Annotated in this window: 10 protein-coding genes and 2 pseudogenes; 7 read left to right on the top strand and 5 right to left on the bottom strand. The window is 68.5% G+C overall.

Going from position 1 to position 16,667, the window contains the following annotated elements; genetic code table 11:
- Nucleotides 1-174: 174 nt before the first annotated feature.
- From DIE22_RS03190 to DIE22_RS03170, 5 genes are all read left to right on the top strand, one after another.
- On the top strand, nucleotides 175-1,068 hold the full coding sequence (locus DIE22_RS03190; protein ID WP_124497837.1) for an urea transporter: 894 nt from the start codon (nucleotides 175-177) through the stop codon (nucleotides 1,066-1,068).
- Nucleotides 1,043-1,819 (top strand): class II aldolase/adducin family protein, encoded by a 777-nt coding sequence (locus DIE22_RS03185; protein ID WP_124497838.1) that lies wholly within the window; start codon nucleotides 1,043-1,045, stop codon nucleotides 1,817-1,819. Before DIE22_RS03190 ends, DIE22_RS03185 begins: the two co-directional genes overlap by 26 nt.
- Before the next feature lie 54 nt (nucleotides 1,820-1,873).
- Nucleotides 1,874-2,062, top strand: a complete 189-nt coding sequence (locus tag DIE22_RS03180) for a 4-oxalocrotonate tautomerase (RefSeq protein WP_014898956.1) — start codon at nucleotides 1,874-1,876, stop codon at nucleotides 2,060-2,062.
- Between the two features lie 105 nt (nucleotides 2,063-2,167).
- On the top strand, nucleotides 2,168-2,389 hold the full coding sequence (locus tag DIE22_RS03175; RefSeq protein ID WP_124604506.1) for a hypothetical protein: 222 nt from the start codon (nucleotides 2,168-2,170) through the stop codon (nucleotides 2,387-2,389).
- Nucleotides 2,390-2,548: 159 nt separating this feature from the next.
- Nucleotides 2,549-7,390 (top strand): NAD-glutamate dehydrogenase, encoded by a 4,842-nt coding sequence (locus tag DIE22_RS03170; protein WP_124604505.1) that lies wholly within the window; start codon nucleotides 2,549-2,551, stop codon nucleotides 7,388-7,390.
- Nucleotides 7,391-7,405: 15 nt separating this feature from the next.
- Here DIE22_RS03170 and DIE22_RS03165 read toward each other — a convergent pair.
- From DIE22_RS03165 to DIE22_RS03145, 5 genes and pseudogenes are all read right to left on the bottom strand, one after another.
- Nucleotides 7,406-8,264 (bottom strand): annotated as a pseudogene (locus DIE22_RS03165) (class I SAM-dependent methyltransferase).
- Between the two features lie 10 nt (nucleotides 8,265-8,274).
- Nucleotides 8,275-8,421, bottom strand: a pseudogene (locus DIE22_RS03160) (VOC family protein); the annotation flags it as partial.
- A 12-nt stretch (nucleotides 8,422-8,433) separates the two neighbouring features.
- Nucleotides 8,434-9,267: an arylamine N-acetyltransferase gene (locus tag DIE22_RS03155; RefSeq protein WP_124497842.1), complete on the bottom strand. Its 834-nt coding sequence runs from the start codon at nucleotides 9,265-9,267 to the stop codon at nucleotides 8,434-8,436.
- Nucleotides 9,268-9,388: 121 nt separating this feature from the next.
- A complete protein-coding gene (locus tag DIE22_RS03150) occupies nucleotides 9,389-10,081 on the bottom strand; it encodes a hypothetical protein (protein ID WP_124604504.1) in 693 nt (230 codons plus the stop codon).
- A 246-nt stretch (nucleotides 10,082-10,327) separates the two neighbouring features.
- Nucleotides 10,328-11,812 (bottom strand): amidase, encoded by a 1,485-nt coding sequence (locus DIE22_RS03145; protein ID WP_124604503.1) that lies wholly within the window; start codon nucleotides 11,810-11,812, stop codon nucleotides 10,328-10,330.
- A 435-nt stretch (nucleotides 11,813-12,247) separates the two neighbouring features.
- Here DIE22_RS03145 and DIE22_RS03140 point away from each other — a divergent pair, with 435 nt between their 5' ends.
- Nucleotides 12,248-13,489, top strand: a complete 1,242-nt coding sequence (locus tag DIE22_RS03140; protein WP_124604502.1) for an efflux RND transporter periplasmic adaptor subunit — start codon at nucleotides 12,248-12,250, stop codon at nucleotides 13,487-13,489.
- 15 nt (nucleotides 13,490-13,504) lie between these two features.
- Entirely contained in the window at nucleotides 13,505-16,657 is a 3,153-nt protein-coding gene (locus DIE22_RS03135) for an efflux RND transporter permease subunit (RefSeq protein ID WP_124497846.1), read from the top strand.
- Nucleotides 16,658-16,667: the final 10 nt, after the last annotated feature.

Raw genomic sequence — 16,667 nt, 5'->3', positions numbered from 1 at the left:
CCAAATTGCCAAAGTCTCACGAAAACGCTAACACACGTGTTCCGAACAGGCGCCGACCGCCTCGCCGCGCCCCAATTCAGGGCACTCGCCACAAATCCCGACTATCCAGAATTCCCTATTCCGGTGCATGGGATTGTGTCCTATGCTCGCGGCTCGTCCAGTTCCGCCGCCGCCATGCCTACCGTCCGCCCCGCTTCGCCGTCGATCGACCTGCGCATCCTGCTGCGCAGCATCGGACAGATCGTGCTGCAGGCGAACGCGTTCACCGGCGCGATGCTGGTCGCCGCACTCGCGCTGACCGACCTGCGGCTCGCGTGCGCGGCGCTGGTCGGCGCGGCCGCCGCCAACCTGACCGCGGTGCTGACCGGCGCGGCGCGCCGTGACGTCGAACCGGGTCTGCACGGCTTCAACGGCGCGCTCGCCGCGCTGGTGGCAGTGCGCTTTGCGCCCGCCCCGCTGGCGGCGCTCGTGCTGGTGCCGCTCGCCGCGATCGGCGCCGCGCTCGTGCAGCGCGCGATGCGACTCCCGCTCGCGAAGTGGCGCCAGTGCCCGTATTCGAGTCCGTGCCTGGCGGCCACCGCGCTGTGGCTGCCGTTTGTCGCGGTGCAGCATGCGAGCGATACCGCGACGGGCGCGGCACTGACACTTTCCTCGGTCGCCGCAGCACTGCTGTCGGGCGTCGCACAAACCACCTTCGCACAAGGCGCGTGGGCCGGTATGCTGATCGTCGCCGGCATCGCGGCCGCGTCCCGCCGCGCAGCCGCGTTCGCACTCGGCGGCGCGATCGTGTCGACCATGCTGCTGGTTGCGCTCGGCGCAAGCGGTGCCGGATTCACCGACGGCCTGCTCGGCTTCAACGGCGCACTCGCCGCGCTCGCGCTGATGTCGCGCGGCACGCGCGCGGCGTTCGCGGCCGCGGCGCTGGCCGCACTGATCCAGTGGCTCGCGATGCGCGCGGGCCTCACCGCGCTCACGGCCCCGTTCGCGCTCGCGTCGTGGATCACGGTGGCCGTCGCGCGCCGCCTTACCCTCGGAGAACCCGATGTCGTCATTCGCACACCGTCCTGACACCGTGAAACCCGGCGGCCCGATCTCGGACGCCGAGCGCCGGCTGCGCGTCGATCTCGCCGCCGCGTACCGTCTCGTCGCGCTGAACGGCTGGGACGACCTGATCTACACGCATCTGTCCGCAACGGTGCCCGGCGAGCCCGGCCATTTCCTGATCAACCCGTTCGGCCTCGCGTTCGACGAGGTTCGCGCATCGAATCTCGTGAAGATCGACCTGGCCGGCAACCGGATCGGCGACAGCGCACATGCGGTCAACGTGACGGGCTTCGCGCTTCACGCGGCCGTCCATGCCGCGCGGCCGGACGCCGTCTGCGTGATGCATCTGCACAATACGCCCGGCATCGCCGTGTCGATCCAGCGCGACGGGCTGCTGCCCGCATCGCAGCACGCGCTGCGGTTTCACGGCGACCTCGCGTATCACGACTACGAGGCGCTCGCGTTCTCGCCGGCCGAAGGCGCGCGGCTGACCGCCAGCCTCGGCGCGAAATCCGCGATGCTGCTGCGCAACCACGGCACGCTGACGGTCGGCCGGACCGTCGCCGAGGCGTATGTGCTGATGGATACGCTGATCAAGGCGTGCGACATCCAGGTGCGCGCGCAGGCAGGCGGCGGGCCGCTCGTGCTGCCCGAGCCGGCCGTCGCCGATCGCACCGCCGAACAGTTGCGCGACGGCGGCGCGATCGAGGGCGAGCTGGAATGGCCGGCGCTGCTGCGTCGCCTCGACCGGATCGATCCGTCGTATCGCGACTGAAGTCGCCGCCCCCCAAACGAACTTCACTTTCCCCAACCATCGGAGCATCCAGTCATGCCGACTTTCAATATCCAGTTGTTCGAAGGCCGCACGGTCGAGCAGAAGCGCGCATTCGTCGAAGCGATCACGCGCGTCACGTGCGAGACGCTCGGCTGCGACCCGGGCTCGGTCGACATCATCCTCGCCGACGTGAAGAAGGAGAACTGGGCGACGGCCGGCAAGCTGTGGAGCGACGAGCGCTGATACCGGCCCGTCCGGCGGCGGCGGAACCTCCTGTGCGATACGGGCTCGAACCGCGGTGACACCCGTACGAACGCGCCACGCGATGCGGCGCTCGAAGGAGACCGCATGATCGACGACAAACGTATTGCCGCCGCACTGAACGACATGATCCTGTCGATGGGCGCGCAACTGGATCAATCGCTTCGGCAGGTCGACGAGACCTGTCCGCGACACGAATTCGTCGCCTATCGCGAATTCGTGTCGCAACTGCTGACCACGATGCTGCTCGACTTCATGAACCCGCTCTACGCGCGCCACCCCGACCTGAAGCCGCCGGACCTGGCTTGACCCTCTCCTGCAACGCCGGGCACGCGCGTTGCAGGCAGCCGCCCTTCCCTGCTCCCTGTTTTGCGCCCGCACATCGCGCCGTCACGCAACCGGCGTATCAATCGGCGCATAATGCCGAACACACGCAGCAGCCAGTGGCAAACCGACCAGGAGACCGCCATGGAAGCGAAGAACGAAGAAGTCGTCGCACACCTGCTCTCCGATGTCGTCGAATGCGCGCGCGGGCGCCTGCCCGAGGCCACGTTCCGGATCGTCGAACCGTTCCTGCGTCATTACTACGATTTCGTCGACGCCGATGATCTGCAGAATCGCAGCATCGCCGACCTGTACGGCGCCGCGATGGCGCACTGGCAGACCGCCCGGAAATTCGTGCCCGGCAGCGAGCGGCTGCGCGTATACAACCCGATCCTCGAACAGCACGGCTGGCACTCGGACCACACGGTGATCGAGATCGTCAACGACGACATGCCGTTCCTCGTCGACTCGGTGACGATGGCCGTGAACCGCCTCGGGCTCGCGCTGCACTCCGCGCTGCACCCGGTGTTCCGCATCTGGCGCGGCAGCAACGGCGGGATCGAGCGCGTCGAAGCCGGCGGCGCGACGCCCGGCGACGGCCAGTCGCAGCTCGCGTCGTTCATCCATTTCGAAGTCGACCGCTGCGGCGACGCCGCGCTGCTCGACACGCTGCGCGACGACATCGCGCGCGTGCTCGGCGACGTGCGCGCATCGGTCGAGGACTGGCCGAAGATCGTCGACATCGCGCGCGCGACGATCAAGGACATGAAAGCCCGCGAATCGACCGCGGAAGACATCGAGGCGCGCGCGTTCCTCGAATGGATGGCCGCCGACCACTTCACGTTCCTCGGCCAGCGCGATTACGCGCTCGTGTCGGACGGCACCGGCTTCGGGCTGCGCGGCGTCGAAGGCTCGGGTTTCGGCCTGCTGCGCGAATCGCTGCGCCCGCCCGGCGCGTCGGACGTGACACCGCTGCCGCCGGCCGCCGCCGAGATCATCACCGGCCCCTGGCCGATCTTCGTGACGAAAGCGAACTCGCGCGCGACCGTTCACCGGCCCGGCTACCTCGACTACGTCGGCGTGAAACTGGTCGGCGCCGACGGCAAGGTGAGCGGCGAGCGCCGCTTCATCGGTCTCTACACGTCGACGGCCTATTTCGGTTCGTACACCGAGATTCCGATCGTGCGCCGCAAGTGCGCGAACATCGTGCAGCGGGCGGGCTTTTTGCCGAAGGGGCATCTCGGCAAGTCGCTGGTGACGGTGCTCGAAACCTATCCGCGCGACGAGCTGTTCCAGGCCGACGAAGACCAGCTCTACGACATCGCGCTCGGCATCCTGCGGCTGCAGGAACACCAGCGCACGCGCCTGTTCGTGCGGCGCGACCGCTTCGACCGCTTCGTGTCGTGCCTCGCGTTCGTGCCGCGCGACAAGTACAACACCGACCTGCGCCGTCGCATCGCGAAGCTGCTCGTCGACGCGTACAACGGCGTGAACGTCGAATTCACGCCGCTGCTGTCGGAATCGGCGATCGCGCGGATTCACTTCGTCGTCCATGCGGAACCGGGCACGATGCCGGACGTCGACACGCGCGAGCTCGAAACGCGGCTCGTGCAGGTCGCGCGCCGCTGGCAGGACGATCTCGCGGACGCGCTGCTCGACGCGTTCGGCGAAGAGCAAGGCAACCGGCTGCTGCAGCACTATGCGGAATCGTTCCCGGCCGGCTATCGCGACGACTATCCGGCGCGCACGGCCGTGCGCGACATCGAGCTGATCGAGCGCGTGAAGGAGTCGGGCCAGCTCGCGATGAACCTGTACCGCCCGATCGAGGCCGGGCCGCGCGCGTTCCGCTTCAAGGTGTATCGCGCGGGCGACCCGATCGCGCTGTCGCGCAGCCTGCCGATGCTGGAACACCTGGGCGTGCGCGTCGACGAGGAGCGGCCGTACCGGATCCAGACGCAGGATGCCGCGCCCGCGTGGGTGCATGACTTCGGCCTTGAACTCGCCGACGATACCGAGTTCGACATCGAGCGCGTGAAGGGCCTGTTCGAGGATGCGTTCGACCGGATCTGGAACGGCCGGATCGAGAACGACGACTTCAACCGCCTCGTGTTGCGCGCACACCTGAGCGCGCGCGAGGTCACGATCCTGCGTGCGTATGCGAAATACCTGCGGCAGGTCGGCTCGACGTTCAGCGACGCGTACATCGAGCGCGCGCTGACCGGCAACCCGGCGATCGCACGGCAGCTCGTCGAGCTGTTCCTGCTGCGCTTCGACCCGGCCACTGGCGGCACGCGCGACGTGCAGGCCGAACGCCTGCTGAAGGCGATCGAGACAGCCCTCGACCAGGTGCCGAACCTCGACGAGGACCGGATCCTGCGCCAGTTCCTCGGCGTGATCAACGCGACCGAGCGCACCAACTATTTCCTGCACGACGCGAACGGCGAATCGAAGCCGTACCTGTCGTTCAAGTTCAATCCGGCGAAGGTGCCCGGCCTGCCCGAGCCGAAGCCGATGTTCGAGATCTGGGTGTACTCGCCGCGCGTCGAGGGCGTGCACCTGCGCGGCGGGCGCGTCGCGCGCGGCGGGCTGCGCTGGTCCGACCGCCGCGAGGATTTCCGCACCGAGGTGCTCGGGCTGATGAAGGCGCAGATGGTGAAGAACGTCGTGATCGTGCCGGTCGGCTCGAAAGGCGGCTTCGTCGTGAAGAACCCGCCGCCGCCGAGCGATCGCGAAGCGTGGATGCGCGAAGGCATCGCGTGCTACCAGACGTTCCTGCGCGGCCTGCTCGACCTGACCGACAATCTCGCCGGCAACGCGATCGTGCCGCCGCCCGACGTGGTGCGGCACGATCCCGACGATCCGTATCTCGTCGTCGCGGCCGACAAGGGCACGGCCACGTTCTCCGACTATGCGAACGCGATCTCGCACGAATACGGCTTCTGGCTCGACGACGCGTTCGCATCCGGCGGCTCGGTCGGCTACGACCACAAGAAGATGGCGATCACCGCGCGCGGCGCGTGGGAATCGGTGAAGCGGCACTTCCGCGAAATGGGTGTCGATACGCAGACGACCGCCTTCACCGTGGTCGGTGTCGGCGACATGTCGGGCGACGTGTTCGGCAACGGCATGCTGCTGTCGCCGCATATCCGGCTCGTCGCGGCCTTCGATCACCGGCACGTGTTCCTCGATCCGAACCCCGACCCGGCGGCGAGCTTCGCGGAGCGCCAGCGGATGTTCGCGCTCGAACGCTCGAGCTGGGCCGACTACGACGCGTCCGTGATCTCGGCGGGCGGCGGTGTCTACCCGCGCACCGCGAAGACGATCCCGCTGTCGCCGGCCGTGCAGGCCGCGCTCGGCATCGACGCGCATGCGCTGCCGCCGACCGAGCTGATCCGCGCGATCCTGCAGGCGCCGGTCGACCTGCTGTACAACGGCGGCATCGGCACCTACGTGAAGGCCGCGCGCGAAACCCACCAGCAGGTCGGCGATCGTGCGAACGACGCGGTGCGCGTGAACGGCGCGGACCTGCGCTGCAAGGTCGTCGGCGAAGGCGGCAACCTCGGCTGCACGCAGTTCGGCCGCATCGAGTTCGCGCAGCGCGGCGGGCGCATCAATACCGACGCGATCGACAACTCGGCCGGCGTCGACTGTTCGGATCACGAAGTCAACATCAAGATCCTGCTCGGGCTCGTCGTCACCGACGGCGAGATGACCGAGAAGCAGCGCAATGCGCTGCTCGCGGAAATGACCGACGAAGTCGGGCTGCTGGTGCTGCGCGACAACTACTACCAGACGCAGGCGCTGTCGATCGCGGGCCGCTACAGCGTCGAGCTGCTCGACGCCGAGGCGCGCCTGATGCGCTGGCTCGAACGCGCGGGCCGCCTGAACCGCGTGATCGAGTTCCTGCCGACCGACGACGAGATCGCGGAACGGCAGGCCGCACAACAGGGCCTGACGTCGCCGGAGCGCGCGGTGCTGCTCGCGTACAGCAAGATGTGGCTGTACGACGCGCTGCTCGACTCCGACGTGCCCGAGGATCCGCTCGTCGCCGCGATGCTCGTCGACTATTTCCCGAAGCCGCTGCAGCAGCGCTTCAGCGAACCGATGCAGCGCCACCCGCTGCGCCGCGAGATTCTCGCGACGCACCTGACCAACGCGCTCGTCAACCGCGTCGGCTGCGCGTTCGTGCACCGGCTGATGGAGGAAACCGACGCGAAGCCGGGCGACATCGTGCGCGCCTGCATCATGGCGCGCGACGTGTTCGATCTCGATGCGGTGTGGCGCGACATCGACGCACTCGACAACCGCGTCGCCGACGATGTGCAGGCGCGCATGTTCGTCGACGTCGCGCGGCTGCTGGAGCGCGCGGCGCTGTGGTTCCTGCGGCACCTGCAGTCGGGCGCGGTGGCCGACGGCGGCGTCGCCGGACTGATCGCGCGCTGCCGCGACGCGGTGCAGCGCATCGCGCCGCAATTGCCGTCGCTGCTGCCGGCGAGCGATCTCGAAGCGCTGTCCGAACGGCAGCGCGTATTGGTCGACGCCGGCGTCGACAGCGCACTCGCCGGGCGCGTCGCGAACGGCGACATCTCCGCCGCGCTGCTCGACATCGCCGAAGTGGCCGCGACCTGCGACCGCAGCCTCGAACTGGTCGCGGGCGTGTACTTCTCGCTCGGCACGCTGCTGAACTACGGGTGGATCGGCGAACGCGCGGCCACGCTGCCGACCCCGACGCACTGGGACATGCTGGCGCGCGCGGCCGCGCTCGCGGAAATCGCGCGGCTCAAGCGCACGCTGGCGGCCAGCGCGCTCGCCGAATCGGCCGACTCGACGGCGCCCGAGACGATCGTCCACGCGTGGCGCGAACGCCGCGAGGCCGCGCTGCAGCGCTACGAGCATCTGCTTTCCGACCTGCGTGCGTCGGGTGGCGCGAGCCTCGCGGTGCTGCTCGTGGTCGTGCGCGAGATGGCCGTGCTGGAGCGCGCGTGACGGGTAACCGCCGGGTTACACCGTCGCGACCAGCAGCTCTTCCGCGTTGTTCGGCGGGCGCAGGCCGTCGCTACGACCGGCGAAGTAGCGGCGCGTGAGCGCTGCGGCCGACACATGCCCGGCCTGCGCGAAGCCGGCGTGCGTCGCGAGCGCGCGGATCTCCGCCGGCATGAAAAAGCTGATGAACGGCGTGCCGCTCGCGCGCGCCCTTCGCGGCCATTTCGAGCCCCGGGCGCACGTCCGGATCCGCATGCTCGAGCGGCAGCAGGAAGGTCATCGCGAACGTCGAGCCCGGCGCGAGCGACGCGGCTTCGCGCAGCGCCGCCGCGTTCGCGTCGCGCGTCAGGTACATGCTGACGCCGGTGGACACGACGACCGCCGGTTTGCCCGCATCGAAGCCCGCGCGCACGAGCGCGTCGCGCCACGACTGCTTCGCCTCGAAATCGACCGGCACGAACCGCAGCCAGTCCGGCACGCCGAAGCCGAGCCCGGCAAGGCGCCGGCGCTTCCACGCCTGCGGCGCGGGCGGATCGACTTCGAACACGGTCAGCCGCGACGCCATCTCGGGCCGGCGCTGCACGAAACTGTCGAGGCCCGCGCCGAGGATCACGTACTGGCTCACGCCCCGCGCGGCCTCCGCGACGACGAGATCCTCGATGAAGCGCGCCCGCGCGACGATCGACGCGCGAAACGGCCGCGTGAAGCACGGATCCATGTCGCCGCGCTGCTGCCAGCCGGGCGCAGGCGCGAGCAGGCGCAGGCCGACTTCGTCGGCGAGCACGTGCGGCGGCGCATCGAGTTCGACGTGCAGCGCGCGCCACAGCGCGACGCGCGCGGCCGTGCTGTCGGGGGCGTCCTGATGGAGGCCGGTCATCGCCGCGGCCTCACGCGCCCGGTGTGCCCGGTGTGCCCGGCGCCTGCAGGCGCCACACGCGGCCGTCGGGATCGCGCACGGTCATGTCGCGCGTGCTCCAGTGCGTATCCTCGAACGGCGTGGCCACGTCGATGATCGGCCGCGGCCGGGCCGCCTGCCCGCAACGTATTCATATCGTGTTCGCCCGCGCCGCCACCCGCGCGAACAGCGTGTCGAGATCGAAGCCGGTCGTATCGACGCCGATCGTATCGCGCAGGCATGCGCCCCACGCGGCGGCGTCGCCGAACGTGACGGTGCGCCCCGCGCCCGCCGCGTCGCGCAGCGTCAGCGTGGTGTTGAGCAGCGCCGCGCGGCCGTCCGGCAGCACGCGGCACGCGATCAGGTCGTTCACGAAGATCGATTCGGGATACGTCGACGTGAACCAGTTCGCGGCCTCGTAATCGATCCACTCGGCCGGTTTCAGCGAGAAGCGATAGGTCGTCTGCCAGCCGTCGGGGATCTCGAACTGCATGTCGAACTCGCCGTCGACCGGCGCACCGACGACGCGAAACGCGCCATGCGGCGTCAGTTGCCGCTCGCCCGGCACGAAGCGCAGCGGCGCGGTCAGCGTCGCGCTGCCGAAGCCGATGTCCGCGAGCCACGTCGCGCCGTCGAGATCGATGCGCAGCAGCATGTGCGTCTGCGCGGTGACGACCTCGGGCGGCCGCATCCAGCGCACGCGAGCGATCAGCGGCGTCACGCGAAAACCGATCGTCGTGAGCGCGGTGTGGAAGAGTTTGTTGAGTTCGAAGCAGTAGCCGCCGCGGTGCCGCCCGATCACCTTGTCGACGATCGCGGGCAGGTCGAGCGCGACACGCGCGCCGGTCAGCGGATTGAGGTTTTCGAACGGAATCGCCTGCGGGTGCAGCAGATGCAGCCGGCGCAGCACGTCGAGCGTCGGCTCGGCCGGGCCGTCGTAGCCGATGCGGGCGAAGTAGCGCGGGAGGTCGAACGAGTCAGTCATGAACCGGCACCGGGAACGGGGAACACGCCACGATAGCATCGAGCGAAATCCCCATGTTGCGCGGGGCCATCCCGGATCGCCGCGCGCGCTGCCGGCGCCGCGGCGCGCGGGTCCGGCAACGTTACGGCAGCAGCTTCAGCGCGGACGACGCGACCGACGGCACCGAAATGCCCTGGCTCGTCGCGAACTGCACGGCCTGGCTGAGCGTCGACGCGAGCGACTGCAACTGGCCGGGCGCGCTTTGCGCGATATACGACGCGGCCTGCATGTTCTTCGGATCCAGGCCCGCCTGCAGCAGCGATGCGGCGCTGGTCGAACCGAGGCTGCCGACCCCCGACTGCAGCTGCGAGTACTGCGTGAGGCCCTGGCCGAGCGATGCAAGGCCGTTGCTGAACGCCTGCTTGTCGATCGGGCCGTGCGTCGCACCGCCGCTCGCGAACGCCTGGCCGAGCGCCTGCGACACCGACTGCTGCGCGCCGCCCATCTGCGACAGCACGGCCGGCGTCAACGCATTGCCGCCGCCGAGCAAGCCGGCGGCCTGCTGCGCCTGCCCGGCCGCGCCGGTGAGCCCCATCGCCGACGCGAGCGACGACTGGCCGGACAGCACCTGCTGGTTCGCGCCGACGTACGCCTGCATCAGTTGCGCGACCCCGCCCTGCGCGGGTGCGGCCTGTTGCTGTCCGCCGCCGAGCAGCGCCGAGCCGATCGACTGCAGGTCGAGCTGAGCATGCGCGGTGCCGTTCATGCCCAGCAGGATGCCGAATGCGATGCCCGCCGATGCCAGGTGCTTGCCCGTCGCGCGAATATGCTTCATCTGTTTCCCTCGTGCCCGAATGATTGAGGCCGATATTGTCGAAGCGCGCCGCGCGCCGCCGCAACGACTGAAACACATCGAAACGAAATCGCGTGCCGCGGCCGCTTGCAATTGCGCCGCCGTCTCGCGTCGCCACGGGCATTGATCCGCGTTTGCCGTGCGATATCAGGCGCGCGTCAGGATTCGTTCCTGTTCCGCATCAATATCGCCTGTTCCGGGTCTCGGGAATCGATGCCGCACCGCACGCTACGCAGCCATCCAGTCCGGCAGCCGCTGGCCGACCCAGTCCGCCGCCTGCTCGTAGCCGCGCGCGAGCTGCAGCACCGCCAGATCCGCGCGCGGCCGGCCGATCAGCTGCATCCCCATCGGCAGCCCGGCATCGTTGAAGCCGACCGGCACGCTGATCACCGGGCAGCCGGCCAGCGTCCACGGCACGACCGTTTCCATCCAGCGGTGATAGGTGTCCATCGTGCGGCCCGCGATTTCCTTCGGCCAGCGCTGGTCGACATCGAACGGGAACACCTGCGCGGTCGGCGCCGCGATGAAGTCGTAGCGATCGAAGAAACTCAGCACGGCCTGGTGCCACGCGGTGCGCTCGACGCTCGCGTCGAACACCTCAGCACCCTGCATCGCGAGCAGCCCTTCGACCTCGTAGATCGCCTCGGGCTTCAGCAGCGCACGCCGCGCCGGGTCGCGATAGTGCGCGAGCAGCCCGCCGCCGGACAGCAGGTGCCGATGCGCGAGCCACAGGCGCCAGATTCGGTCGGGCGCGAACGCCGGCAGCGCCGCATCGACGTCGCAGCCGATCTCGCGCAGCGTCGCGAGCCCCTGTTCGCACTGCGCGAGCACGCCCGGCTCGGTCGCGAGATAGCCGTTCCAGTCGCCGACCCACGCGATGCGCTCGCCGCGCAGGTCCGTGTCGAGCGGCTTCGTGAACACCGCCGGATCTTCCGCGAGCGACAGCGGATCGTTCGGGTCGTAGCCGGCCTGGATCGCGAGCAGTTGCGCGACGTCGCCGACGGTGCGGCCCATCGGCCCTTCGATGCCGAGCTGCTGCATGAACACGTCGACGCCCGGCCAGCGCGGCACGCGGCCCCGCGACGGACGGAACCCGTAGATGTTGCAGAACGCGGCCGGATTGCGCAGCGAGCCGCCGAAGTCGCTGCCGTCCGCGACCGGCAGCATGCGCGCCGCCAGTGCCGCCGCCGTGCCGCCGCTGCTGCCACCCGCGCTCTTCGTCAGGTCGTACGGATTGCGCGTCGCGCCGTGAACTTCGTTGAACGTGTGCGAACCGAGGCCGAACTCCGGCGTGTTGGTCTTGCCGATGAAGATCGCGCCCGCCGCGCGCATCCGCCCGACACCGACCGAATCGGCCTGCGGCACGTTATCGCGAAAGATCGGCGAGCCGTAGGTCGTCCGCAGCCCTTTCGTCATCGCGAGATCCTTCGGCGCCTGCGGCATCCCGTGCAGCCAGCCGTGATACTCGCCGCGGGCCAGCGCCGCGTCCTTTTCCGCGGCTTCGGCGAGCAGCGTGGCGCGATCGCGCAGCGAGATCAGTGCGTTCACCGCACCGTTCACGCGCTCGATGTGATCGAGATACGCACGCATCGTCTCGACGCAGGAAACCGCCCTGCCGCGGATCGCCGACGCGAGCTCGCCGGCCGGCAGGCGTACGATCGGGTCGACGGTGATGGAAGCGGGGGCGAGAAGCTGCGGGGCGCCGTGCGGCATGCGAGGTCTCCTGGAACCGGAATGGAATGGCGGGCCGCGTGGTGGCGGCGCTCCGTCCCGAATGGCCGGGAAGTGACCGGGAGGAAGCCGCGCGGCGGCCGATGCTCTACTCTACGCGACGCCGGATCGCCGGCCTCCGATTTTTTCCGCCGCGATTCATTGAGGATCCGACTGAATCGGTATTGGGAGACATCAAAGTCTGCCGCAAAAAAACGGTCGAAACGCCGCAGCGACCCTTGCGCCAATAATCTGAGGAAATTCACGAAGTCTGCGCCTTCCGACATGGCGCCGTAGAAGGCCGGCTCCCGTCAACAGTCCATTTCCAAACCAGTGAGTTCAGTTTTCCATTGACGAGCAAAAAACACCCAAATACTATACCGAACCGTTTGGTTTAGTTATGAGTGTTTGCGTCAATTTTTTGTTCAGGAACCCGCCATGCGCCTCACCCCGCACGTTCTGTCGCCCCTTCTTGCCGCGGTTGCGGCCGCCGTCCTGCTTGCTGCCTGCGGTAAGGCACCGGGCGGCCCGCCCCCTGCGGAAGGCACGCCGGTGGTCGGCGTGATGACCGTCCAGCCGCAGCGCGTGGTGCTCGACACTGAACTGCCCGGGCGCACCGTCCCGTTCCTGATCGCCGACGTGCGACCGCAGGTCAGCGGCATCGTCAAGGCACGCAAGTTCCGCGAAGGCGGCGACGTCAAGGCTGGTGACCCGCTGTACCAGATCGACCCGGCCACCTACCAGGCCACCTACGACAGCAATGTGGCCGCACTGGCCAAGGCCCGGGCCAACCTCAAGACCACACGCCTGAAGGCCGAGCGCTACAAGGAGCTGGTGGCGATCCAGGCGGTCAGCCAGCAGGATTACGATGACGCCGATGCCGCATTGGCCCAGGGCGAAGCCGATGTGGCCGCCGCCCGCGCGAATGTGGAAACCAGCCGCATCAACCTCGCCTACGCCCGCGTGGATGCGCCGATCTCGGGGCGCATCGGCAAGTCAAGCGTGACGCCGGGCGCGCTTGTCACGGCCAACCAGACGACCTCGCTGGCCACGATCCAGCAGCTCGACCCGATCTATGTCGACGTGACGCAGCCCAGCGCCGCACTGCTGCGCCTGCGTCAGGCCATGGCCCGCGGCGACCTGCAAAAGAGCGGCGCGAACGCGGCCGCCGTGCGCCTGCTGATGGAAGACGGCAGCGCGTATCCGCTCGAAGGCAAGCTCGAGTTCTCCGACGTGACGGTGGACCAGAACACCGGCTCGGTGACGTTGCGCGCGGTGTTTCCCAACCCGAACGCCGCGTTGCTGCCCGGCATGTACGTACGCGCCGTGCTGCAGGAAGGTGTGAAGGACGACGCGCTGCTGGTGCCGCAGCAGGCCGTGGCGCGCGACAGCACCGGCAAGCCGTTCGCGTATGTGGTGAGCGGCGAGCACAAGCTGCAGCGCCGCGCACTCGAGACCGAGCGCGCGGTGGGTGACCAGTGGCTGGTGCGCAGCGGCCTGCAAGCCGGCGACCAACTGATGGTGGACGGCCTGCCACGCGCGACGCCGGGCGCCGAGGTCAAGACCACGCCGTGGACGGCCAAAACGGCCACGCGGAGTCCGGCTGCGCCCCACGCGACGCCGGCCTCGCAGGTGGCCGCACCGTCGCCCGTCAAGCAGACCGCAGTCGCCGCCAACTGATCCCGGAACTCCACCATGGCACGCTTTTTCATCGACCGCCCCATCTTTGCGTGGGTTCTCGCCATCATCGTGATGCTGGCCGGCGCGCTGTCCATCGCGACGCTGCCAATCGCGCAGTACCCGAGCATCGCGCCCCCGGCCGTCGCCATCACGGCCACCTATCCGGGCGCATCGGCCAAGACGCTGGAAGACACGGTCACCCAGATCATCGAACAGAAGATGAAGGGGCTGGACCACCTGAGCTACATGGCATCGACCAGCGAATCGTCCGGCACGGCCACGATCACGCTGACCTTCGAGAACGGCACCGACCCGGATACCGCGCAGGTGCAGGTGCAGAACAAGCTCGCGCTGGCCACCCCGCTGTTGCCGCAGGAGGTACAGCAGCAAGGCGTGCAGGTCGCCAAGTCCGCCACCAACTTCCTGAACGTGCTGGCGTTCACGTCCGAAGACGGCAGCATGAACGGCTCCGACCTCTCCGACTACGTGGCCGCCAACGTGCAGGACGCGATCAGCCGGGTGGAAGGCGTGGGCGACACCACGCTGTTCGGCTCGCAGTACGCGATGCGCATCTGGCTGGACCCGAACAAGCTGTCGAACTTCAGCCTCACGCCGCTGGACGTGAAGAGCGCGATCCAGACCCAGAACGCGCAGGTGTCGGCCGGCCAGCTCGGCGCGCTGCCGGCGCTCGGCGACCAGCAGATCAACGCCACCATCACGTCACAGACGCGCCTGAAGACCCCCGAGGAATTCGGCAACATCCTGTTGCGCACGCAGACCGACGGCTCGCAGGTGCGCCTGCGCGACGTGGCCCGCATCGAGCTGGGCAGCGAGAGCTACAACACCGTCGCCCACTACAACGGCAAGCCCGCCGCGGGCCTGGCCATCAAGCTGGCCACCGGCGCCAACGCGCTCGATACCGTGAAGGCCGTCGACGCCCGCATGGCCGAGCTGGAGCACTTCTTCCCGCCAGGCATGAAGGTGCAGAAGCCCTATGACACCACGCCGTTCGTGCGCATCTCGATCGAAGAGGTGGTGCGCACGCTGGTCGAGGCGATCGTGCTGGTGTTTCTGGTGATGTACCTGTTCCTGCAGAACTTCCGCGCCACGCTGATTCCCACCATCGCGGTGCCCGTGGTGCTGCTCGGCACGTTCGGCGTGCTGGCCGCGTTCGGCTTCACGATCAACACGCTGACGATGTTCGCGATGGTGCTGGCGATCGGCCTGCTGGTCGACGACGCGATCGTGGTGGTGGAGAACGTCGAGCGGGTGATGAGCGAGGAAGGCCTCTCGCCCAAGGAGGCCACGCGCAAGTCGATGGGGCAGATCACGGGCGCACTGGTCGGCGTGGCGCTGGTGCTGGCCGCGGTGTTCGTGCCGATGGCCTTCTTCAATGGTTCCACCGGCGTGATCTACCGGCAGTTCTCGATCACGATCGTGTCGGCGATGACGCTGTCGGTGCTGGTGGCGCTGGTGCTGACGCCCGCGCTGTGCGCGACCTTGCTCAAGCCCGTCGAAAAAGGCCATGCGCAGGTCACGACCGGTTTCTTCGGCTGGTTCAACCGCACGTTCGACCGGGGCAACCGCCGCTATCAGGGCATCGTGCGCCATATGCTGGGCAAGGGCCGGCGTTACATGCTCGTGTACGGCGTACTGTTTGCGTTGGTGGTCGTCGGCTTCATGAAGCTGCCGGTCGGCTTCCTGCCCGATGAGGACCAAGGCTCGCTGTTCGTGCTGGCGCAACTGCCGCCGGGCGCCACCCACGCGCGCACGGAGGACGTGCTCCGCCAGGTCGAGCATCATTTCCTCGTCGACCAGAAAGAAGCGGTGTCGGGGGTGTTCTCGGTGGCCGGCTTCAGCTTCGCCGGCAGCGGCCAGAACATGGGCTTCGCGTTCGTCAAGCTGCGCCCGTGGGACGAACGCAAGGGCGACGCGCTCAGCGTCAACGGCGTCGTGGCGAAGGCCTTCGGTTTCTTCGCCACCCTGCGCGACGCGCGCGTGTTCGCGTTTGCGCCGCCCGCCGTGGCGGAGCTCGGCAACGCCACTGGCTTCGACCTGATGCTGCAGGACCGCGCCAACCTCGGCCACGCGGCGCTGATGCAGGCCCGCAACCAGTTGCTGGGCGCGCTCTCGCAGGACAAGCGCCTGGTGGCCGTGCGCCCCAACGGGCAGGAAGACACGCCCGAGTTTCAATTGCAGATCGATGCGCACAAGGCGGAGACGCTCGGCGTGTCCGTCTCCGACATCAACAACACGCTCGCCACCGCGTGGGGCAGCAGCTACGTCAACGATTTCATCGATCGGGGCCGCGTCAAGAAGGTCATGCTGCAGGCCGATGCGCCGTTCCGCATGAACCCGGCGGACGTCGACAAGTGGTACGTGCGCAATAGCGCCGGCACCATGGTGCCGTTCACCGCGTTCGCCAAGGTGGACTGGAGCTCGGGCTCGCCGCGGCTGGAGCGCTACAACGGCGTGCCGTCGCTGGAAATCCTCGGCATGGCGATGCCGGGCAGCGCGTCCAGCGGCGAAGCGCTGGCGATCGTCGAGGCCGCGGTGGCCAAGCTGCCGCCCGGCATCGGTTATTCCTGGACCGGGCTGTCGCTGCAGGAAAAGGCCTCCACCGGGCAGACCACCCTGCTCTACACGCTGTCGATCCTGATCGTGTTCCTGTGTCTGGCCGCGCTGTACGAAAGCTGGGCGATCCCCTTCTCGGTGATCATGGTCGTGCCGCTGGGCGTGCTGGGCGCGCTGCTCGGCGCGATCCTGACCTGGAAGATGAACGACGTGTACTTTCAGGTGGGCCTGCTGACCACCATCGGCCTGGCCTGCAAGAACGCGATCCTGATCGTGGAATTCGCGAAGGAGCTCAACGAGCACGGGAAGAGCCTGGTCGAAGCGGCGATGGCCGCGGTGCGCATGCGCCTGCGCCCGATCCTGATGACTTCGCTGGCGTTCATCCTCGGCGTCGTGCCAATGGTGATGGGCACGGGCGCCGGCGCCGGCGCGCAGCACGCGCTGGGCACCGCCGTGATTGGCGGCATGCTCACGGGCACGGTGCTCGCCATCTTCTTCGTGCCGCTGTTCTTCGTGCTGGTGCGCAGGCTGTTCCAGCGTCGGCCGGCCATGCTGGCCCCCGCTGAACAATCGGCCGACACGGCCGTTTCCTAAGGATTCCAGA

Origin of the sequence: Burkholderia sp. Bp9142, from assembly GCF_003853415.1 — a bacterium.
Lineage (GTDB): Bacteria > Pseudomonadota > Gammaproteobacteria > Burkholderiales > Burkholderiaceae > Burkholderia.
This window is presented reverse-complemented; position numbering and strand designations above follow the sequence as displayed.